Genomic DNA, 19,928 nt, shown 5'->3' with positions numbered 1-19,928 from the left:
CGGGTCGAACTACGTCAGAATGGACAGCGTGAAAGGCGATTACCAGGAACTGGTCGACGAGATCTCAGCCCTCCTCGGCGCGCCCGCGACACTGGAGAACCGCGATTTCGAGCTGATCGCGTTCGGCGCGCACGACAGCGGCGACAGCGACTTCGACGCGGCGGCCCTTGACCCGGTGCGCACCCGCTCGATCCTCACGCGCCGCTCGACGGCAGGGGTCCGCACCTGGTTCGAGAGCTTCGGCATCACGCGCGCCACGGCCCCGGTCCGCATCCCGCCCACTCCGGAGGCGGGCGTCCACCGCGGGCGGATCTGCCTTCCCGTACGGCATCGGGGGTTCGCCCTGGGGTACGTATGGCTGCTCGACGACGATCCCGGGCCCACGGACGCCCAGCTGACCGCCGCCATGGAGGTCGCCGCCCGCATCGGCGCGCTGCTGGCCGACGAGGTGCAGGCGGGCGCCGACCTGACCCGGGAGTTCCGGGCCGTCCTGACCGCCGAGCGCGGCTGGCAGCGGGACATGGCCGTGGCCGACCTGCGCACGGCGCTCGGCCCGCGCGGGGAGGGCCTGCACGCGGTGGTGTGCGTGGCCCCGTGGCCGTCGGCCGACCCGGACTCGGCCCCATCGGTCCGTACGGTGCAGGGAGCGACGGCCTTGTGCACGGTCCCCTGGGGCACGGCGGGCCAGAGCCTCGCGGTCCTGGTCCGGCTGCGCTCGGCGGACGTACCGACCCCGGCGGTGTCGGCGGCCACGCGGCTCCTGGAGACGGCACAGCACGCGGCGGCGGGCATCGCGAATGCCCGGCACGGCCTGGACGACCTGGGCGCCGCCTGGTGGGAGGCGTCGACGGCGGCCCGCGCGGCCCGCGCCGAACCCCGCTTCGCCCCCGTGGCCCAGTGGTCGGAGGTGGGCCCCTACCGCCTTCTGACCTCGCTGCCCGCGGAGGCGGCCGAGGACCCGGCGGCCCGCGCCCTGCTCTCCCCCGCCCACCGCGAACTCGCCCGCACCGCGGAGGTGTTCCTGGACTGCGCGGGCCAAGCGGGGCGCGCGGCGGCGGAGTTGGGAATCCACCGCCAGACGCTCTACTACCGCCTCTCCCGCGTGGAGCAGCTCACGGCCCTGGACCTGGACGACGGCGAGGACCGCCTCCTCCTGCACATGGTCCTGAAAGCGTCACGACTGTAAGGGCACGGCTACAGGCGTCACCTGACGTGATCATGCCCGGGTAGCGTCTCCCCTTGATCACACCCGATGATCACTCAGAACTCCACAGGGGAGACCGAACACCCGATGCAACTCAAGTCGTTGGCACCCGCCGTCGCCGCTGCCGCTCTCGTCGGCACCACCCTCACCGGCGGCGTCGCCGTGGCTCAGACCCCTTCCGCGCCACTCGCCGCCGCCGCGGCGCCGTACTGCGGCAACAACATCTCGAACGTGCCGGCCAAGGAAAGCGTGAAGATCCGTACGACCACGAAGGTGGGCGCCACGGCACTCGGCCTGTGGGCCAAGGGCCAGAAGGGCACCATCTGCAACGGCGGCGACTCGATCAAGGGCGACAAGTACACGCTCTGCGGCAAGACGAGCACCGAGTGGCTCTACGGCTACACGAACAGCACGAACGTGAAGGGCTACGTCCCCCGCGCGTGCATGAACTGGTAGCCGTGCATGAACTGGCAGCCGTACGTGAACTGGTAGCCAGGAACAGCTCGTTCGCATGACCACAGTGGTGTGGGTGGCTCGAAGCCGCCCGCACCACTGGCATTTCAGGACTCCGACGCCCGCCTCATCACACGCCGCATGCTCTCGGTGAGCTGCTCGGCGGTGGTGGCCGATTCCGGGTCGAAGAGCCACTGCACCATCAGGCCGTGGAGCAGCGTCGCGTAGAGACGGCCTTCGTTCTCCACCACGTCGTCCGGGATGACGCTCTCCTCGATCCCGGTGAACACCGCGGCGAGCCCGCTGCGACCTTCCCGCTGCGCCTTGACCAGCAGCTCACGGACTCCGGCGAGGCGCTCTCCCTGCGTGATGACCTCGAAGGTCAGCATCCAGATGGAGCGGGACTCGGGGAACCCGCGCAGGATGTTCGACCACACCTGCTCGAACCGCTCCAGCGAGCCGCCCTTCGCGCCGCCCTCCCCGGCGGGAGCTTCGCCGAAGCCGCCGCCGGCCTTCTCGACGAGGGCGACGAACGCCTCCACGAGCAGCGCGTCCTTCGAGCCGTAGTGGTACCCGATCGAAGCCAGGTTCGTCCCCGACTCCTTCACGATGTCGCGGGCCGTCGTGCTCACGAAGCCCTTCTCCAACAGGCAGCGCGTGGCGCCTTCGAGCAGATCATCACGGTGTCCCATACGGCCAGCCTACTCCCGATCCATACACCCGTCCCATACGCACGTCTTACACGATCGTACTAGACAAGCGTATAAGACGTCCGTACGGTCCTCGCATGACGAAATCGACGCATGATCAAGCGAATTCGGCGGTCCCGGACCGCGCGGGCCGCAAGGAGTGGACCGCTCTCGCCGTCCTGATGCTGCCGCTGCTCCTGGTCTCGATGGACGTCTCCGTCCTCTACTTCGCGATCCCCGCGCTCAGCGCCGACCTGGAGCCGAGCGGCACCCAGCAGCTGTGGATCTTCGACATCTACGCGTTCGTGCTCGCGGGGCTGCTCATGACGATGGGGTCGCTCGGCGACCGCATCGGCCGCCGCAAACTGCTCATGTTCGGCGCGGCGGCCTTCGGCGCGGCCTCCCTGACCGCCGCCTACGCGGGCAGCGCCGAACTGCTCATCGCCGCCCGCGCGGTCCTCGGCATCGGCGGTGCGACCCTGATGCCGTCCACGATGGCCCTCGTCCGCACGATGTTCAACGACGCCGGACAGCGCGCGAAGGCGATCGGCCTCTGGTCCGGCGTGATGGTCGCGGGCATCGCCCTCGGCTCGGTGATGAGCGGCATCCTCGTCGAGTACTTCTGGTGGGGCTCGGTCTTCCTGGTCAACCTGCCCGCGATGGTGATGCTCCTGGTCCTCGCGCCGGTCCTCATCCCGGAGTTCAAGGACCCGGAGCCGGGCCGCTTCGACCTGCTGAGCGTGCCGCTGTCCATGGCCGCCGTGCTGCCCGTCGTCTACGGCATCAAGGAGATCGCCGCCGAGGGCCTGGAGACCGCGTACGTGGCTTCGCTCGCCGTCGGTCTCGTCTTCACCGCCCTCTTCGTCCACCGCCAGCGCACCACGGCTTCCCCGCTGATCTCCCCCGCACTGTTCCGCGGCCGCGGCTTCACCCCCGCGGTCCTCCTGAACCTCATCTCCACGCTGGCGATGATGGGTTCGGCCTACTTCACCACCCAGTACCTGCAGTCCGTCCTCGGCAAGAGCGCCTTGGAGGCGGCGCTGTGGGCACTGCTCCCCTCGGCCCTCATCGGCTTCGCCGCCCCGGTCGCCACGGCCCTGGTGCAGCGGGGCATCAACCGCGCCCACGTCGTCTCGGCCGGCTTCGTCGTCTCGGCATGCGGGTACGGCCTGCTGACCCTGACCGGCACGGACTCGATGTGGACGTTGCTCACCGCCACCGGGCTCCTCGCCTGCGGCGCCGTGGTCGTCGGCTCACAGCTCACCGACCTCGCCCTCGGTTCGACCCCAGCTCACAAGGCGGGCTCCGCCTCCTCGCTCCTGGAGACGGGCCAGGAGTTCGGCGGCGCGCTCGGCATGGCGCTGCTCGGCTCCATCGGCAACGCGGTCTACCGCGACGAGATCCCGGACGCGGCCCCGGCAGAGGCCCACGAGACGCTCGGCGGCGCGCTGGCGGTGGCGCGGGAGATGCCGGACAAGGCGGCTTCCGCGCTGACCGCCGCCGCCCGGGAGGCATTCACCAGCGGCATGCATGCCGCGGCGCTCGCGGGGGCGACGCTGCTGGTCGCGTCGGCGGTGCTGGCGTCGGTGACGCTGCGGCGGTCTGAGCCCGCAAAGCAAACGCCGGACGAGCTGGAGATGTCCAACCCGTCCGGCGTGTGAGGACGAACGCGGCGCAGCCGGTGAGAGCGGCGCCCGAGGCTCTGGAGCCCTAGTCCGTGAGGTTCACCGCGCGGGCGGACTCCGCGCCGATCTCCTCGGCCAGCTCGTTCAGGACCGGCTGCGGGACGGTGTCGTCCACCGTGAGGACGGCGAGTGCCTCCCCGCCCACGTCGGCGCGGGCGACCTGCATGCCGCCGATGTTGATGCCCGCCTCGCCGAGGACACGGCCGACGGTGCCGACGACACCGGGGCGGTCGGCGTAACGGAGGACGACCATGTGCTCGGCGAGGGCCAGGTCCACGTCGTACCCGCCGATGGCGACGATCTTCTGCAGGTGCTTGGGGCCGGCCAGCGTGCCGGAGACCGAGATCTCCTCGCCGCCGGTGAGCGTGCCGCGCACCGTCACGACGTTGCGGTGGTCCGGGGACTCCGAGCTCGTGGTGAGGCGGACCTCGACGCCACGCTCCTGGGCGAAGAGCGGCGCGTTCACGTACGACACCGTCTCGTCGACGACGTCCTCGAACACGCCCTTGAGCGCGGACAGTTCGAGCACCTTCACGTCGTGCTGGGTGATCTCGCCGTACACCTCGACGTCGAGGCGGGCCGCCACCTCGCCGGCGAGGGCGGTGAAGATGCGGCCGAGCTTCTCGGCGAGCGGCAGACCGGGACGCACGTCCTCGGCGATGACGCCGCCCTGGACGTTCACGGCGTCCGGGACCAGCTCGCCCGCGAGCGCGAGGCGCACCGACTTGGCGACGGAAACGCCGGCCTTCTCCTGCGCCTCGTCCGTCGAGGCGCCGAGGTGCGGCGTGCAGACGACCTGGTCGAACTGGAAGAGCGGGGAGTCCGTGCAGGGCTCCTTCGCGTACACGTCCAGACCGGCGCCCGCGACGCGGCCCTCCTTGAGCGCCGAGTACAGCGCCTCCTCGTCGACGATCCCGCCGCGCGCGGCGTTCACGATGCGGACGGCGGGCTTGACCTTGTGCAGGGCCTCGTCGCCGATCAGACCGACCGTCTCGGGGGTCTTGGGCAGGTGCACGGTGATGAAGTCCGAGACCTCGAGCAGCTCGTCGAGCGTGAGGACCTTGACGCCCATCTGCGCGGCACGCGCGGGCTGTACGTACGGGTCGTAGGCGACGACCTTCATGCCGAAGGCGCTCATGCGCTGGGCGACAAGAGCGCCGATGCGGCCGAGGCCGACGACTCCGAGGGTCTTCTCGGCGAGCTCGACGCCCGTGTACTTGGAGCGCTTCCACTCGCCGGCCTTGAGCGCCTGGCTGCCCTGGGGGATGTTGCGGGCGGTGGCAATGAGCAGGCCACAGGCGAGCTCGGCTGCGGTGACGATGTTCGAGGTGGGTGCGTTCACCACCATCACGCCGGCCTTCGTGGCGGCGGACACGTCCACGTTGTCCAGGCCCACGCCCGCGCGGGCGACGACCTTCAGCTTCTTGGCGGCCGCGATGGCCTCGGCGTCGACCTTGGTCGCTGAGCGGACCAGAATCGCGTCGACGTCGGCGATGGCGGGCAGCAGCTCGGCGCGGTCCGCGCCGTTGCACTGCCGGATCTCGAAGTCCGGGCCCAAAGCGTCGACAGTGGCGGGCGACAGCTCTTCAGCGATGAGTACGACCGGTTTGCCGTTGGCAGCAGTGCTCACGTGAGTCCTCACAAGTCCAATGCGGACGGCCGTCCCGACGGCCGCATGCGGTGTCGCTTAGCCGCGTGGAAGACGCACGACGCTGTGGGCCCGACGCGAATGTTGAAAGCAGTCTAGTGGCGTGGTGACGAGTGTCTTACGCCTCTGCGGAAGGATCACTCGTCCGTGGCTGGACGAGGTGGACAACGCCGGAGGGAGAGCGCCCCCTCCGGCGTTTCCGGGGTGCCTCAGGCCTCTTCGTCGACCCACGACATGAGCTTGCGGAGCTCCTTGCCGGTGGTCTCCAGGAGGTGCTCGGAGTCCGCGGTCTTGTACTCGTTGTACTTCTTCAGACCGCCGTGGTACTCGTCCATCCACTGCTTGGCGAAGGTGCCGTCCTGGATTTCGGCCAGGACCTTCTTCATCTCGGCCTTGGTGGCGTCCGTGATGATGCGCGGGCCGGTGACGTAGTCGCCCCACTCGGCGGTCTCGGAGATCGACCAGCGCATCTTCTCCAGGCCGCCCTCGTACATGAGGTCCACGATCAGCTTCAGCTCGTGGAGGCACTCGAAGTACGCGATCTCCGGCTGGTAACCGGCCTCGGTCAGCGTCTCGAAGCCCGCCTTGACGAGCGCCGCGGTGCCACCGCAGAGCACGGCCTGCTCGCCGAACAGGTCGGTCTCGGTCTCCTCGGTGAAGGTCGTCTTGATGACGCCCGCACGCGTGCCGCCGATGCCCTTGGCGTACGAGAGAGCCAGCGCGAAGCCGTTGCCGGTCGCGTCCTGCTCGACGGCCGCGATACACGGAACGCCGCGGCCCTCCTCGTACTGACGGCGGACGAGGTGGCCGGGGCCCTTGGGGGCGACCATGCAGACGTCGACGCCCTCGGGGGCCTTGATGAAGCCGAAGCGGATGTTCAGGCCGTGACCGAAGAACAGCGCGTCGCCGTCCTTGAGGTTGTCCTTGATGGACTCCTCGTAGACCTGGGCCTGGATCGGGTCCGGGACCAGGATCATGATGACGTCGGCCTCGGCGGCGGCCTCCGAGGGAGTCACCACGCGCAGGCCCTGCTCCTCGGCCTTGGCCTTGGACTTGGAGCCCTCGTGCAGACCGACGCGGACGTCGACACCCGAGTCACGGAGCGACAGCGCGTGGGCGTGGCCCTGGCTGCCGTATCCGATGACCGCGACCTTGCGGCCCTGGATGATGGACAGGTCGGCGTCGTCGTCGTAGAACAGCTCGGCCACTGGAAATCTCCTATGTGTGCTGGTGTTGCGACCCACCGTACGGCGGTCTTGCGGAAGAAAGTTTTCAGGTCTCGCCATACGGGCGGGCCCTGGGGTTCGTGCGGGCTGGTTCAGGCCGAGCGGTCGAGCGCCCGCAGGCTGCGGTCCGTGATGGAGCGGGAGCCGCGGCCGATCGCGATGGTGCCGGACTGGACGAGTTCCTTGATGCCGAAGGGTTCCAGCATCTTGAGCATCGCCTCCAGCTTGTCGCTGGATCCTGTGGCCTCGATGGTGACCGCCTCGGGCGAGACGTCCACGGTCTTGGCGCGGAACAGCTGGACGATCTCGACGATCTGCGAGCGCGTCTCGTTGTCGGCGCGGACCTTGGCGAGGACCAGTTCGCGACCGACGGCGGCGGACGGCTCCAGTTCGACGATCTTCAGGACGTTGACCAGCTTGTTGAGCTGCTTGGTGACCTGTTCGAGCGGCAGATCCTCGACGTTCACGACGATGGTGATGCGTGAGATGTCGGGGTGCTCGGTGACGCCCACGGCCAGGGAGTCGATGTTGAAGCCGCGGCGGGAGAACAGGGCGGTGATCCGTGCGAGGACACCGGGCTTGTTCTCGACCAGGACGGAGAGCGTGTGCTTGGTGGACATGACTCGTGGTCTCTCTTTCGCTCTCGGTCTCAGTCGTCTTCGTTGTCGCCGAAGTCGGGGCGGACCCCGCGGGCGGCCATGACCTCGTCGTTCGAGGTGCCGGCGGCGACCATCGGCCACACCTGGGCGTCCTCGTGGACGATGAAGTCGACCACCACGGGGCGGTCGTTGATGGCGTTGGCCTCGGCGATGACCTTGTCGAGGTCCTCGGGGCGCTCGCAGCGCAGCGCCACGCAGCCCATCGCCTCCGACAGCTTCACGAAGTCCGGGACGCGGGTGCCCTTGTTGGGGCCGATGTCCTCGGGACCGCTGTGCAGCACGGTGTTGGAGTAGCGCTGGTTGTAGAACAGCGTCTGCCACTGGCGGACCATGCCGAGGGCGCCGTTGTTGATGATGGCGACCTTGATCGGGATGTTGTTCAGGGCGCAGGTGGTCAGTTCCTGATTGGTCATCTGGAAACAGCCGTCGCCGTCGATCGCCCAGACCGTGCGGTCGGGCGCTCCGGCCTTGGCGCCCATCGCGGCCGGAACCGCGTACCCCATCGTCCCGGCGCCGCCGGAGTTGAGCCAGGTGGCGGGCTTCTCATACTGGATGAAGTGGGCGGCCCACATCTGGTGCTGACCGACGCCCGCCGCGAAGATCGTGCCCTCCGGGGCGAGTTGCCCGACGCGCTCGATGACGTGCTGCGGGGAGAGCGAACCGTCCTCGGGCTGGGTGTAGCCGAGGGGGTAGGTGTCGCGCCAGCGGCTGAGGTCGGCCCACCAGGCGGTGTAGTCGCCCTGCACCCCGGCGGTGTGCTCGGCCTGCACCGCCTGGATCAGGTCGGCGATGACCTCGCGGGCGTCGCCGACGATCGGCACGTCGGCGGCGCGGTTCTTGCCGATCTCGGCCGGGTCGATGTCGGCGTGGACGATCTTCGCGAAGGGCGCGAAGCTGTCCAGCTTGCCGGTGACGCGGTCGTCGAAGCGGGCTCCGAGGGCGACGATCAGGTCGGCCTTCTGCAGCGCGGTGACGGCGGTGACCGCACCGTGCATGCCCGGCATTCCCACGTGCAGCGGGTGGCTGTCGGGGAATGCGCCGAGCGCCATCAGTGTGGTGGTGACGGGCGCTCCGGTGAGTTCCGCGAGGACCTTCAGCTCGGCGGTGGCCTGGGCCTTCAGGACGCCGCCGCCGACGTAGAGGACGGGCCGCTTGGCGGCGGTGATCAGCTTGGCGGCCTCGCGGATCTGCTTGGCGTGCGGCTTGGTCACCGGGCGGTAGCCGGGCAGGTCCTGGGTGGGCGGCCACTGGAAGGTGGTCTGCGCCTGGAGTGCGTCCTTGGCGATGTCGACCAGGACCGGCCCGGGGCGGCCGGTGGAGGCGATGTGGAAGGCCTCCGCGATCGTCGCCGGGATGTCCTCCGCCTTGGTGACCAGGAAGTTGTGCTTGGTGATCGGCATCGTGATGCCGACGATGTCCGCCTCCTGGAAGGCGTCCGTGCCGATCGCCTTGGAGGCCACCTGGCCGGTGATCGCGACCAGGGGGACGGAGTCCATGTGGGCGTCGGCGATCGGGGTGACGAGGTTGGTGGCACCGGGGCCGCTCGTCGCCATGCACACCCCGACCTTGCCGGTGGCCTGCGCGTAACCGGTGGCGGCGTGGCCCGCGCCCTGCTCGTGACGGACCAGGACGTGACGGACGCGGGTGGAGTCCATCATCGGGTCGTACGCGGGAAGGATGGCACCGCCGGGAATGCCGAATACCGTGTCGGCCCCGACTTCCTCGAGAGAACGAATGAGGGACTTCGCACCCGTGACGTGCTCGACGGGGGCGGACTGCTGTCCTGAGGATCGGGGCCGCGGCTGCGGATGGTGGGCCCCGGTGGCCTGCTCGGTCATCGGCATTCTCTTCTCGAAGCTGAGGGTTTTTGCGGGGTGTTTGCGGAGATTTGGCAGGTGCCTGTGCAACAAAAAACCCCTCGTGCCGTAAGGCAAGCGAGGGGAGCGCGTCGGAGCGGGTGCGGGGATTCCGGAGTTCGGACCGGTGAGTCCCAGCTTCAGCCGACGCGCTTTCCAAGTACGAGAATTCGGGTGCGCATGGCATTGACCCTCTCCCCGGCGCACTGTGCCTGTCAAGTAGGTGGGACGGGGGTCTCATTATGTGAGCGGGCGAAGGACTCGGCACCTCCTCCGTACGCCACTTGCGGGCCGCCCGCGAGGACCGGCTCCGCGGGTCCGTGCGGGACGGGATACTGCCCGATCGACAGCGCGCGGCGCAGGCGGTACTCGTCGAGCGGCCCGGAGAACGCCATGCCCTGCCCGTGCGTGCAGCCCATCGCGCGCAGGGCGATGACCTGCTCCGGGAGGTCGACGCCGTCGGCCACCGAACACAGCCCCAGATCGCCGGCGATGCGCAGCAGACCAGAGGTGATCTTGTGAAGGCGTGCGGACTCGACGACGCCCTCGATGAGGCTGCGGTCCAGTTTCAGTACGTCGACGGGGAGCCGCCGCAGTGCGGTGATGGCGGCATAGCCGCTCCCGAAGCCGTCCAGGGCGATCCGCACGCCGAGCCTGCGCAGGGCGGTCAGCCTGCGCTCCAGGTCGTCGAGGGACACCCGCGGGTCGCTGTCGGCGAGCTCGATGATGAGCGCCCCGGAGGGCAGTCCGTACCGCGTGAGGAGCGCTTCGATGGATCCCAGCGGCATGGAGCGGTCCAGGAGGCGCCGCGCGCTGATGCGGACCGCGACGGGCGCCGCACGGCCCGTGCGGCCGCGCTCGGCGGCCTGCTGGACGGCCTCCTCGATCATCCAGCGGCCCAGCTCGGCGGTGCGGGCACCCTCCTGCGCGTCCGAGCTGTCGGCAACACGCAGGAACTCGGCGGGCGTGAAGAGGATGCCCTGCGCCGAGCGCCAGCGCGCCTGGGCGGCGACGGAGGTGATGCGGCCGTCGTCCAGGGAGACCACCGGCTGGTGGAGGAGCGCGAACTCACCGTCGTGCAGGGCGGTGCGCAGCCGTGTCGCCAGCTCCGCCTTGCGGACCACGTCGGCCTGCATCTGGGGTGCGTACAGCTCGACGCGGCCCTTTCCCGCGGCCTTGGCGCGGTACATCGCGAGGTCGGCGTTGCGCAGGAGCTCACCCGCGCCGATGCCGGGTTCGGCGAAGGCCACACCGATGGAGGCCGCCACGCGTACGTCGTTCCCGTCGATCGCGTAGGGCTGGGAGAGGGTGATTCTGAGACGGTCGGCGAGTTCGTAGATGTGCTGCTCGCGTGCCGCTTGGTCGCGGGTGCCGTCACCCACGATGAGCGCGGCGAATTCGTCGCCGCCAAGCCGGGCCGCGCAGTCCCCGGACCTGACGGCCTCCTGAAGGCGGCGGGCCGCCTGGATCAGGAGTTCGTCTCCTGCTTGGTGGCCGATGGTGTCATTGACCGCCTTGAATCCGTCGAGGTCGATGAAGAGCACGGCCGTGCCCCGGTCGGTCACCCGGCGGCCGGTGAGGGCCTGGCCCACCCGGCGGGTGAACAGGGAGCGGTTGGGCAGGTCGGTGAGGGGGTCGTGCTCGGCGTTGTGCTGCAACTGCGCCTGAAGGCGCACCCGTTCGGTGACGTCACGGCTGTTGAAGAGGAGTCCGCCCTGGTGGCGGTTGACCGTGGACTCCACGTTAAGCCAGTCGCCGTGGCCGGACTTGAAGCGGCACTCGATGCGGGTCGTGGGCTCTTCGGCGGGGTTCGCGGTGAGGAATCTGCGGACTTCGTGGACGACGCGGCCCAGGTCCTCGGGGTGCATGAGCGAGGCCAGTTCGGAGCCGACGAGTTCCTCGGCCTCGCGGCCGTAGACCCCTGAGGCGGCCGGGCTGACGTAGTGGAGTATGCCGTTCGGTGCGGCGATCATGATGACGTCGCTCGAACCCTGGACCAGGGAGCGGAAGTGGTTCTCCTTCTGGGCCAGTTCCTGGGTGAGGGTGATGTTGTCAAGGAGCATGATGCCCTGGCGCACGACGAGGGCGAGCACGACCGTGCCCGCGGTGAAGAGGACCACTTCGTCGACGCTGCGGCCGTTGAGGACGTTGTAGAGGATTCCCAACGTGCAGACGGCGGCGGCCAGATAGGGCGTCAGCGCGGCCAGCGACCCGGCGATGGGCCGGGTGGGGGCGGACCGCGCGTCCTTGGGGGCGTCCTCGCGGCGCACGCGCGCGTGCTGTTGCGCGTCGTCCCCCTGTTTGTGCCAGGGCACCGCCCAGGGCGCGTACGCGAGGAGCAGTGAGCCGGCGAACCAGCCCGCGTCCAGCATCTGTCCCGAGCGGTAACTGGCGTGCAGGAGGGGCGAGGTGAACATCGCGTCGCACATGACGGTCAGCGCGAGGGCGCCGATCGCCGTGTTCACCGCCGTGCGGTTGGCGGACGACCGTCTGAAGTGCAGCGCGAGGACCATGCTGACCAGCGCGATGTCGAGCAGCGGATAGGCGAGCGAGAGCGCGGCGTGTGCGACGCTCTGGCCCTCGAACTGTGCCGTGTGCGCGAGGGCGAGGCTCCAGGAGAGCGTGAGCAGTGAGCCGCCGATGAGCCAGGCGTCCAGCGCCAGACAGATCCAGCCGGCCTTGGTCACCGGGCGCTTGGCGAGCACGAGCAGGCCGATGATGGCGGGTGGCGCGAAGCAGAGGAAGAACAGGTCGGCGAGGCCGGGGCTCGGCACCGGCTGCTCGAGCACGACCTCGTACCAGCCCCACACGCCGTTGCCGAGGGACGCCATCGCGGAGGAGAGCGCGAACAGCAGCCATGCGGGTCGAAAGCGGCTGCGCCGGGTGCGTGAGTAGCGGAAACAGGAGACCGCGGCGGCGGCCGCCGCGATGCTCAGACCGAAGTCGCCCATGATCAGGGCGGCCCGGGGCGATCCCCAGCCGAACGCGGCCCCGGTGGCATACCCGCCGCAGACCACGAGGAGCGCGATCTGCGAGGCCAGGCTCGCGCCGGAGGCGGGGCGCCGGGTCAGCGGTGAGCCGGGTGGCATCTGCGCCGTCAGTCCTCCGCCGCCCTCCAGGGCGGTGGCGGGTGACGGGCGGGTGCTCACCGGGCCGCCCTGATCCGTGGCGCCGGTCCGCGTGAGAGTCGTCGTCGGCGGCCTCGCCGCGTCGGATGGTTCGCCCATTGGCCGTCCATCGCCCGTAGCCCCCCTCGCGTCTGCTGTCTCGTCCCCGGCGCCGACGAACTCTCCACGGCGCAGCCCCTGTCGGGACGATACACCAGTCTCGTCACTCAGGGACATAGCTTCTCTACGCTCCGTGACTGCCGGAGCGATTGCGAACACGGGGCGCGCACAAACAGGTGCGGAGTGTGCTCGAACGGTCTCTGAGTGACCGTGGCTTGGTCGCCTACTCGGTCGTCAGGACGACGTTGCCGAGGGGTTCCCCGGCCACGTATCGGGTCAGCTGCGCGGCGAGCAGGCGCTTGGCGCGTGGCTGGAAGGCGGAGGTCGATCCGCCCACATGCGGGCTGATGAGCACTCCAGGAGCCTGCCACAGGGGGTGACCTGCGGGCAGCGGTTCCGGGTCGGTGACATCGAGGGCGGCGGTGATCCGGCCGCTCTCCAGTTCGGCCAGGAGCGCCTTGGTGTCGACGACGGGGCCGCGCGCGACGTTCACGAGCAGCGCGCCGTCCTTCATGCGGGCCAGGAAATCGGCGCCCACCAGGCCTCGGGTGGTGTCGGTGAGGGGCGTGGAGAGGATGACCACGTCGGCGTCGGGCAGCAGCGACGGCAGTTCGGTGAGCGGGTGCACGGGGCCGCGCTCCGTGGCACGGGCAGAGCGCGCGACGCGCGCCACCCGCGCGCACTCGAAGGGGGCGAGCCTGTCCTCGATGGCGGAACCGATCGATCCGTATCCGATGATCAGCACGGACTTGTCGGCGAGCGCCGGATAGAAGCCGGACCGCCAGTCCTCCTGCCGCTGCCCTTCGACGAACCGGGGGATGCCCCGCAGCGACGCGAGGACCAGGGTGAGCGTCAGCTCCGCCGTGCTGGCCTCGTGCACCCCCTTGGCATTGCACAACTGCACGCCGGGCGCGAGGAATCGGAGCCCGGACCGCATCTGGTCGACGCCCGCGGAGAGTGTCTGTACGGCGCGTACGGATGTCATCTCCGGCAGCGGCCGTACGGCGATCTCCGGACCCTTCAGATAGGGCACCACATAGAAGGCGCAGTCGGCCGGATCCGCGGGGAAGTCCGGGCCGCCGTCCCAGAAGCGGTAGTTGACCCCCGCTTCGGCTGCCCGGGGCAGGCCTTCGATCTCGTCCTCGGCATAGGGGAGCCATACATCTGTCGTCATGGTCAGGAGGCTAATGCGCACAGGCCGCACGCCGCGTGGAGGGAGGCAGAGGTTACGTTGGGGGCCGCTCGGACAGAGGTGGGAGGGCACGGCCAGGTGGACCGCAGGACGATCGGCGCGGCAGCGCTCGAGGTGGGTGCGGTCGGGCTCGGCTGCATGCCGATGAGCTGGGCGTACACCGGCTCACGGCAGCGGGGCGAGGAGTCGCTGCGCACCGTGCACGCCGCGCTCGACCAGGGCTCGACCCTCCTCGACACCGCGGACATGTACGGGCCGTTCACCAACGAACTCCTTGTGGGCAGGGCGTTGAAGGAGCGGCGGGCCGAGGCCCTCGTGTCCACCAAGTGCGGGCTCCTTGTGGGCGAGCAGCACATCGTCGCCAACGGCCGCCCCGGTTATGTGAAGCGGGCCTGCGACGCTTCGCTGCGGCGGCTGCAGACCGAGACGATCGACCTGTACCAGCTGCATCGCGCCGACCCCGAGGTGCCCGTCGAGGAGACGTGGGGCGCGATGGCCGAGCTCGTCGCCGCCGGGAAGGTGCGGGCGCTCGGGCTGTGCGCGTTGGGGGCGCGGGCCTCGCGGCGCGAGGGCAGGGGGCTGCACGAGGGCACGATCCGGCAGCTGGAGCGCGTCCAGCAGGTCTTTCCGGTCAGCGCGGTCGAGGCGGAGCTCTCCGTGTGGTCGCGCGAGGCCCTGGAGACGCTGCTGCCGTGGTGTGCGGCGCGTGGGATCGGCTTCCTGGCGGCGATGCCGCTGGGGAACGGTTTCCTCACGGGGACGCTGACGCCGGGGCAAGGCTTCGAGCCGGACGACCTGCGGGCGCGGCATCCGCGTTTCACCGCCGAGATGATGGCCGCCAACCAGCCGCTGGTGGTGGGCCTGCGCCGGGTGGCCGAGCGGCACGGGGCGACCCCGGCGCAGGTGGCGCTGGCGTGGGTGCTCGCGCAGGGCCGCGATGTGGTGCCGATACCGGGTGCCAAGCGGGAGCGGTGGGCGGTGCAGAACGCGGGGGCCGCGGAGGTGCGGCTGACCGGGGCGGACCTGGCCGAGATCGCGGAGCTGCCGTCGGCGATGGGATCCTGGGAGTGACGTCCGCTCGTCGATGACGTCCGCTCGCCGCCCACGGCAGGGAGCCGATGGAGCGGGGTTGGGAACCTGCGGGGACCGAGCGGTGTATGAACAGTAGAAGCGCTGCGTCGAAGGGAACCTGATCGTGCAACGGACTGCTGTCACGGCCGCATTGGCTGCCGCCGCCCTCGTGCTCACGGCCGGTTGCTCGTCCGGGGGCTCGGATACGCCGGACAACGGCAAGAGCGCCGGGTCGAGCCCCGCGAAGTCGGAGGGGCCGGAGGGGACGCCCTCGGGCAAGCCGCGCGCCGGCGACGCCCCGCCGGAAAAGGGCTCGGCGTCGGTCACCAAGACACTCACCGAGGACCTGAAGTCACCGTGGGGCCTCGCGCCGCTGCCGGGCGGCGACCTGCTCGTGTCCTCGCGGGACGAGGGGACCATCACCCGCGTCGACGGCGAGACGGGCAAGAAGACGGAGCTGGGCTCGGTCCCCGGCGTCTCCCCCGCGGGCGAGGGCGGCCTGATGGGCCTGGCCCTCTCTCCCTCGTACGCATCGGACCACATGGTCTACGCGTACTTCACCACCGAGTCGGACAACCGCATCAGCCGCATGCTGTACGACGAGAAGAAGCCCTCCGGAAAGCAACTGGGCGCGCCCGACACGGTGTTCAAGGGCATCCCCAAGGGCGTGGTCCACAACGGCGGCCGGATCGCCTTCGGCCCGGACAAGATGCTGTACGCGGGCACGGGCGAGACAGGCGACACCGGTCTGGCCCAGGACAAGAAGTCGCTGGGCGGCAAGATCCTGCGCCTGACCCCGGACGGCGACCCGGCCCCCGGCAACCCCTTCGACGACTCCCCCGTCTATTCGTACGGCCACCGGAACGTGCAGGGACTGGCCTGGGACGAGGAGAAGCGGCTCTGGGCGGCGGAGTTCGGCCAGGACACCTGGGACGAGCTGAACGAAATCAAGGCAGGCGACAACTACGGCTGGCCGGAGGTGGAGGGCAAGGCCGACGAGGAGGGCTACAACGACCCGGTGGCCCAGTGGAAGACCTCGGACGCCTCCCCCAGCGGTATCGCCTACGCCGAGGGGTCGGTCTGGATGGCGGGCCTGCGCGGCGAGCGCCTCTGGCGCATTCCGGTACGGGGCGTGGAGGGCACCGTGGAGCCCCAGTCCTTCCTGGAGGGCAAGCACGGCCGCCTGCGCACGGTCGTCGCGGCGGGCAAGGACAAGCTGTGGCTGGTGACGAACGAAACGGATTCCCGGGGCACCCCGGATAAGGGGGACGACAAGATCCTTGAGGTGACGGTGAAGTAGACCTGCCGACGGTTCCGCTACTGGGGCGAGGCGTCTCGGCCGGCGTCAGCGTCGGCCGCGGCTTCGGCCGGCTTCGGGACCGGCTGCTGCGGAACCCTCACCACCACCTTGCCGGAGGTCAGGTCTATGGGGCCGCGGCTCGGGTCGCCGTCGGCCACGTCGACCCGGCTCAGTTCCAGCCGCCTCTGCTCGTCGTCCGTGTGTTTGCGGCCGGGCTGGAAAAGCTCGATCGGGTTGAACACTGCGCCTCCTGGCGGCCGGATTCCTCCTTCCAGCGTAAGCGAGCGCCCGCGAAACCCTCCGGGGGCGGGAAAGCGCAGGTCAGCCCGTGGGCCGGGCGCGTTCCGCGGGGAAGAGGCGCAGGCGGTGGGCCAGGGCCGCGGCCTCGCCCCGGCCGGCGACGCCCAGCTTGGCGAGGATGTTGGAGACGTGGACGCTCGCCGTCTTCGGGGAGATGAAGAGCTCCTCGGCGATCTGACGGTTGCTGCGGCCCGCGGCGACGCGGCGGAGCACGTCACGCTCCCGGCTGGTGAGGCCGAGCGCCTCGGCGGGGTCGACCGGCGTGAGGTGAGGGCCCGCGGTGTGGTGCTCGTCGTCGTTCAGGACGAGGCGGGCGCGCTGGGCGAGCCCGGCGACGGACTCGGCGAGGGGCCGGGCCCGCAGCCCCTCGGCGGCCTCAAGCGCCTGTCGCAGCAGCCCGGCGGCGCGCTCACGGTCCGCCTCGGTGCCCGTCCCCGCGGTGGTCGCGAGGAGGGACTCGGCGAGGCGGAGGCGGACCCGGGCCAAGTCGTAGGGGCGGCCGAGGGGTTCGAAGGCGGTGACCGTGGCGGACCAGTCGGCGGGGGTGTCGCGGTCCTCGGCGCGCAGGAGTTCCGCGCGTACCCACTTCTCGTGTGCGGCCCAGACCGGCACGGGTGAGGGGAGGTGTCTGGCGATCCGGCGGATGCTGTCGATGGCCTCGGCCCGGCCGGGCTCGGCGGCGGGCAGGCCGCGCGTATCGGCCTCCAGGGTGGCGGCGGCGAGCAGCATGAGCCAGGTGTAGCGCTGGGTGCCGTGCGGGAAGCCCGCGGCCAGGGCCCGTTCGAGTTCGGCGCGTGCCTCGGCGACACCGGCCGCGCGGTCGGGGTCGGCGGCCGCGATGCCGATGGCGGCGGTGACCATGGGCAGGGAGTACTGCGGCATGATGTCGTGCGAGCCGTAGTGGGCGCGGGCCGCAGCCAGTTGGGCGGCGGCTTCGGCCGTGTCACCGCGGCCGAGGGCGACGGAAATGAGCTGCAGGGCCGCGCCGCCCCGCGGCTTGACGCTGAGCGCACCGCGGCGGGCCGCCTCGGACGCGTCGACCGCCTCGTCCCAACGGCCCAGCGAGACAAGGGTCTCCGCCTTGTTGACCTGGACCCAGCTCTCGGTGTCCGTGAGGCCGTACTTCCGGCAGAGCGCGAGGCCCTGCTCGCTGACCTCCAGGGACTGAAGGGAGCGGCCCGCCCCTTCGAGTACCGACGGCAGGTTGACGTGGATGTGCGGAACGCGGGAGACGAGGGGAGGCGGCTCCATGCAGCGGTCCCTCACCGCGTACATCTCCGCGAGCCCGTCCTCGACGTCGCCCGCGTCGACCATGAGGCCGCCGAGGATGAGCCGGGCGTTGAGTTCGATCTCCTCGGCCTTGACCATCCGGGCGTACTCGACGGCGCGTTGGGCCGCGGCCAGGGTCTCCGCGCCGGGGTTGTGGAGCATGCCCCAGGAGGCGACGTTCGTGAGGACCTCGGCGTGCACCTCGGACGGCGGGAGGCCGCGGACCAGGTCCTGCGCGGTGGCGATCTCCGCCCAGCCGTCGCCGCGGGCGAGCGTCGAGGTGAGCCGGGAGCGCTGGATCCAGAACCAGGCGGCGCGCAGGGGGTCCTGCTCGTCCTCCAGGAACCGCAGCGCACGCTTGGTGATCTTCAGGGCGCGTTCCCGCTCCCCGCAGAGGCGGCCCGCGACGGCGGCCTCCGCCATGAGGTCGAGGTAGCGCAGGGGGGTGGAGGCGGGGTCGCAACCGCAGGGAGGGTAGACCTCGGCGTAGTCCAGGGGGCGCAGTTCGAGGCGTATGTCCTCGGGGGCGTCGTCCCACAGCTCCATCGCGCGTTCCAGGAGCCGCAGTTGCTCGGAGTACGCGTAGCGGCGGCGGGCCTCGACCGAGGCCCGCAGGACCGCGGGGAGCGCCTTCGCCGCGTCGTGTGCGTGGTACCAGTAGCTGGCGAGGCGGGCGGCGCGCTGGTCGGCGGCGACGAGTGAGGGGTCGGCCTCCAGGACCGTGGCGAAGCGGCGGCTGATCCGGGAGCGCTCACCGGGCAGCAGGTCGTCGCCCACGGCCTCGCGCACCAGGGAGTGCCGGAAGCGGTAGCCGTCGCCGTCGGGCGACGGCAGCAGGATGTTGGCTCCGACGGCGGCCCGCAGCGCCTCGATCAGGTCGTCCTCCGCGAGGCCGGCGACGGCGGCGAGCAGCGGGTACTCGACGGTCGAGCCGCCCTCGGCGACGATCCTGGCCACCCGCTGGCTGTCCTCGGGCAGCTCCTCGACGCGTACGAGCAGGAGATCGCGCAGGGAGTCCGTGAGGCTGGCGCAGCTGCCGCCGTGTGTGGCGACCGCGAGCTCCTCGACGAAGAAGGCGTTGCCGTCCGAGCGGTCGAAGATGTCGTCGACCAGCTTCTGCGCGGGCTCGGCGCTGAGGATTCCCGCCATCTGGCGGGCGACCTCGCTCTTGCTGAAGCGGGACAGTTCGATGCGCCGCACCGTGCGCAGGCGGTCGAGCTCGGCCAGGAGCGGGCGCAGCGGGTGGCGGCGGTGGATGTCGTCGGCGCGGTACGTCGCGACGACGACGAGGCGGCCGCTGCGCAGCGTGCGGAAGAGGTAGGCGAGGAGGTGGCGGGTGGAGGCGTCGGCCCAGTGCAGGTCCTCCAGGGCGACCACCACCGGGCGGTCGGTGGCCAGGCGTTCCAGGAGGCGGGCGGTGAGCTCGAAGAGGCGGGCCATGCCTTCCTCGTCGTGCTGGGCGTCGGTGCCCCGGCGCCGCTGCGGCGCTTCGCCGAGTTCGGGCAGGAGCCGGGCGAGTTCGCCCTCCTGATCGGCAGCAGCGGCGTCCACCTCGTCGGGGAGCTGGCGGCGCAGGGAGCGCAGGGCGCTGGAGAAGGGGGCGAAGGGCAGGCCGTCCGCACCGATCTCGACGCAGCCGCCGACGGCGACGACGGCGCCTTCGGCGCGGGCCGCCGCGGTGAACTCCTCGATGAGGCGGGTCTTGCCGACGCCGGCCTCGCCGCCGAGCAGCAACGCCTGCGGCTCGCCCGTGCCGCGGGTCGTCCCCTTGGCACGGGCGAGTGCGTCTTTCAGTACGCCCAGCTCGTCGGAACGGCCGACGAACACGGGGCTTACGGACCTGGTCTCCACAGCGGTGAGCATTGCACAGGGTGAGTGCTCGGTGGCAGTGGATATCCCGAGGGCAGAAACCGCCGCTCCGTTCGCCCCCGCCGCGCTCATCACGCGGCCCGGGAGAAGCGGCTTCTCCACTGGGCCGCGCTCACCCGCCCCTCGGTTCCTTGGCGGGCGGAGCGGCGGGCGGCGCGGGCCGCCTTGGCCTGGCGGGCCTCACGCAGGAGGCGGCGGCGGTCGGCCTCACGGATGAGGTCGGCGGCGCGCAGCTGGTGCATCTCGTACTCGAACATGAGAACTCCCTGGCTTTGACTGG

At 70.6% G+C, this 19,928-nt stretch carries 15 protein-coding genes; 5 read left to right on the top strand and 10 right to left on the bottom strand.

Features of this window, described 5'->3' with window-relative positions; genetic code table 11:
• Positions 1–19 precede the first annotated feature (19 nt).
• Both ACZ5U5_RS36930 and ACZ5U5_RS36925 read left to right on the top strand, forming a co-directional pair.
• Positions 20–1,186, top strand: coding sequence for a PucR family transcriptional regulator (locus ACZ5U5_RS36930; protein ID WP_469030770.1), 1,167 nt, complete (start codon positions 20–22; stop codon positions 1,184–1,186).
• A gap of 66 nt (positions 1,187–1,252) precedes the next feature.
• Complete coding sequence (locus tag ACZ5U5_RS36925; protein WP_469030768.1) at positions 1,253–1,660, top strand: hypothetical protein; 408 nt, start codon at positions 1,253–1,255, stop codon at positions 1,658–1,660.
• A gap of 104 nt (positions 1,661–1,764) precedes the next feature.
• Here the strand turns inward: ACZ5U5_RS36925 and ACZ5U5_RS36920 are convergent, their stop codons facing one another.
• Positions 1,765–2,349 carry a TetR/AcrR family transcriptional regulator gene (locus ACZ5U5_RS36920; protein ID WP_469030766.1) on the bottom strand — a complete coding sequence of 195 codons (585 nt, stop codon included), beginning with the start codon at positions 2,347–2,349 and terminating at the stop codon, positions 1,765–1,767.
• Positions 2,350–2,444: 95 nt separating this feature from the next.
• On the opposite strand from ACZ5U5_RS36920, the gene ACZ5U5_RS36915 reads away from it, so the two are divergent.
• Positions 2,445–4,007 (top strand): MFS transporter, encoded by a 1,563-nt coding sequence (locus ACZ5U5_RS36915; protein WP_469030765.1) that lies wholly within the window; start codon positions 2,445–2,447, stop codon positions 4,005–4,007.
• A 49-nt stretch (positions 4,008–4,056) separates the two neighbouring features.
• Here ACZ5U5_RS36915 and serA read toward each other — a convergent pair whose 3' ends face one another.
• The 6 genes from serA to ACZ5U5_RS36885 all read right to left on the bottom strand — a co-directional run bounded on the left by serA (position 4,057) and on the right by ACZ5U5_RS36885 (position 13,821).
• Positions 4,057–5,661: a phosphoglycerate dehydrogenase gene (gene serA, locus ACZ5U5_RS36910; protein WP_469030764.1), complete on the bottom strand. Its 1,605-nt coding sequence runs from the start codon at positions 5,659–5,661 to the stop codon at positions 4,057–4,059.
• 227 nt (positions 5,662–5,888) lie between these two features.
• Complete coding sequence (gene ilvC, locus ACZ5U5_RS36905; RefSeq protein ID WP_469030762.1) at positions 5,889–6,887, bottom strand: ketol-acid reductoisomerase; 999 nt, start codon at positions 6,885–6,887, stop codon at positions 5,889–5,891.
• A gap of 110 nt (positions 6,888–6,997) precedes the next feature.
• Complete coding sequence (ilvN, locus tag ACZ5U5_RS36900; RefSeq protein ID WP_361838263.1) at positions 6,998–7,525, bottom strand: acetolactate synthase small subunit; 528 nt, start codon at positions 7,523–7,525, stop codon at positions 6,998–7,000.
• Positions 7,526–7,554: 29 nt separating this feature from the next.
• The gene (locus ACZ5U5_RS36895; RefSeq protein WP_469030761.1) at positions 7,555–9,402 is read right to left on the bottom strand and encodes an acetolactate synthase large subunit; all 1,848 of its coding nucleotides are present in this window, start codon (positions 9,400–9,402) and stop codon (positions 7,555–7,557) included.
• A 233-nt stretch (positions 9,403–9,635) separates the two neighbouring features.
• Positions 9,636–12,569: a putative bifunctional diguanylate cyclase/phosphodiesterase gene (locus ACZ5U5_RS36890; RefSeq protein WP_469031023.1), complete on the bottom strand. Its 2,934-nt coding sequence runs from the start codon at positions 12,567–12,569 to the stop codon at positions 9,636–9,638.
• Positions 12,570–12,870: 301 nt separating this feature from the next.
• On the bottom strand, positions 12,871–13,821 hold the full coding sequence (locus ACZ5U5_RS36885) for a 2-hydroxyacid dehydrogenase (RefSeq protein ID WP_469030759.1): 951 nt from the start codon (positions 13,819–13,821) through the stop codon (positions 12,871–12,873).
• 96 nt (positions 13,822–13,917) lie between these two features.
• Here ACZ5U5_RS36885 and ACZ5U5_RS36880 point away from each other — a divergent pair, with 96 nt between their 5' ends.
• Complete coding sequence (locus ACZ5U5_RS36880) at positions 13,918–14,910, top strand: aldo/keto reductase (RefSeq protein WP_469030758.1); 993 nt, start codon at positions 13,918–13,920, stop codon at positions 14,908–14,910.
• Positions 14,911–15,028: 118 nt separating this feature from the next.
• Positions 15,029–16,210: a PQQ-dependent sugar dehydrogenase gene (locus ACZ5U5_RS36875; protein ID WP_469031022.1), complete on the top strand. Its 1,182-nt coding sequence runs from the start codon at positions 15,029–15,031 to the stop codon at positions 16,208–16,210.
• A gap of 17 nt (positions 16,211–16,227) precedes the next feature.
• Here the strand turns inward: ACZ5U5_RS36875 and ACZ5U5_RS36870 are convergent, their stop codons facing one another.
• From ACZ5U5_RS36870 to ACZ5U5_RS36860, 3 genes are all read right to left on the bottom strand, one after another.
• Positions 16,228–16,452: a DUF6191 domain-containing protein gene (locus tag ACZ5U5_RS36870; RefSeq protein ID WP_469030756.1), complete on the bottom strand. Its 225-nt coding sequence runs from the start codon at positions 16,450–16,452 to the stop codon at positions 16,228–16,230.
• A 79-nt stretch (positions 16,453–16,531) separates the two neighbouring features.
• Positions 16,532–19,642: a helix-turn-helix transcriptional regulator gene (locus ACZ5U5_RS36865; RefSeq protein WP_469030755.1), complete on the bottom strand. Its 3,111-nt coding sequence runs from the start codon at positions 19,640–19,642 to the stop codon at positions 16,532–16,534.
• Between the two features lie 77 nt (positions 19,643–19,719).
• A complete protein-coding gene (locus ACZ5U5_RS36860; protein ID WP_469030754.1) occupies positions 19,720–19,905 on the bottom strand; it encodes a hypothetical protein in 186 nt (61 codons plus the stop codon).
• Positions 19,906–19,928: the final 23 nt, after the last annotated feature.

The sequence above is a fragment of the Streptomyces sp. NPDC033177 genome (assembly GCF_055577715.1).
The sequence above is the reverse complement of the archived record's forward strand: the minus strand, read 5'-3'. Positions and strand labels throughout refer to the sequence as shown.

What these genes read in the sequence shown, in the direction of transcription:
- ACZ5U5_RS36930 (WP_469030770.1), top strand. Translation starts at nt 20, where the DNA reads ATGGACAGCGTGAAAGGCGATTACCAGGAACTGGTCGACGAGATCTCA.
- ACZ5U5_RS36925 (WP_469030768.1), top strand. Translation starts at nt 1,253, where the DNA reads ATGATCACTCAGAACTCCACAGGGGAGACCGAACACCCGATGCAACTC.
- ACZ5U5_RS36920 (WP_469030766.1), bottom strand. Translation starts at nt 2,349, where the DNA reads ATGGGACACCGTGATGATCTGCTCGAAGGCGCCACGCGCTGCCTGTTG.
- ACZ5U5_RS36915 (WP_469030765.1), top strand. Translation starts at nt 2,445, where the DNA reads ATGACGAAATCGACGCATGATCAAGCGAATTCGGCGGTCCCGGACCGC.
- ilvN (WP_361838263.1), bottom strand. Translation starts at nt 7,525, where the DNA reads ATGTCCACCAAGCACACGCTCTCCGTCCTGGTCGAGAACAAGCCCGGT.
- ACZ5U5_RS36895 (WP_469030761.1), bottom strand. Translation starts at nt 9,402, where the DNA reads ATGACCGAGCAGGCCACCGGGGCCCACCATCCGCAGCCGCGGCCCCGA.
- ACZ5U5_RS36885 (WP_469030759.1), bottom strand. Translation starts at nt 13,821, where the DNA reads ATGACGACAGATGTATGGCTCCCCTATGCCGAGGACGAGATCGAAGGC.
- ACZ5U5_RS36865 (WP_469030755.1), bottom strand. Translation starts at nt 19,642, where the DNA reads ATGCTCACCGCTGTGGAGACCAGGTCCGTAAGCCCCGTGTTCGTCGGC.
- ACZ5U5_RS36860 (WP_469030754.1), bottom strand. Translation starts at nt 19,905, where the DNA reads ATGTTCGAGTACGAGATGCACCAGCTGCGCGCCGCCGACCTCATCCGT.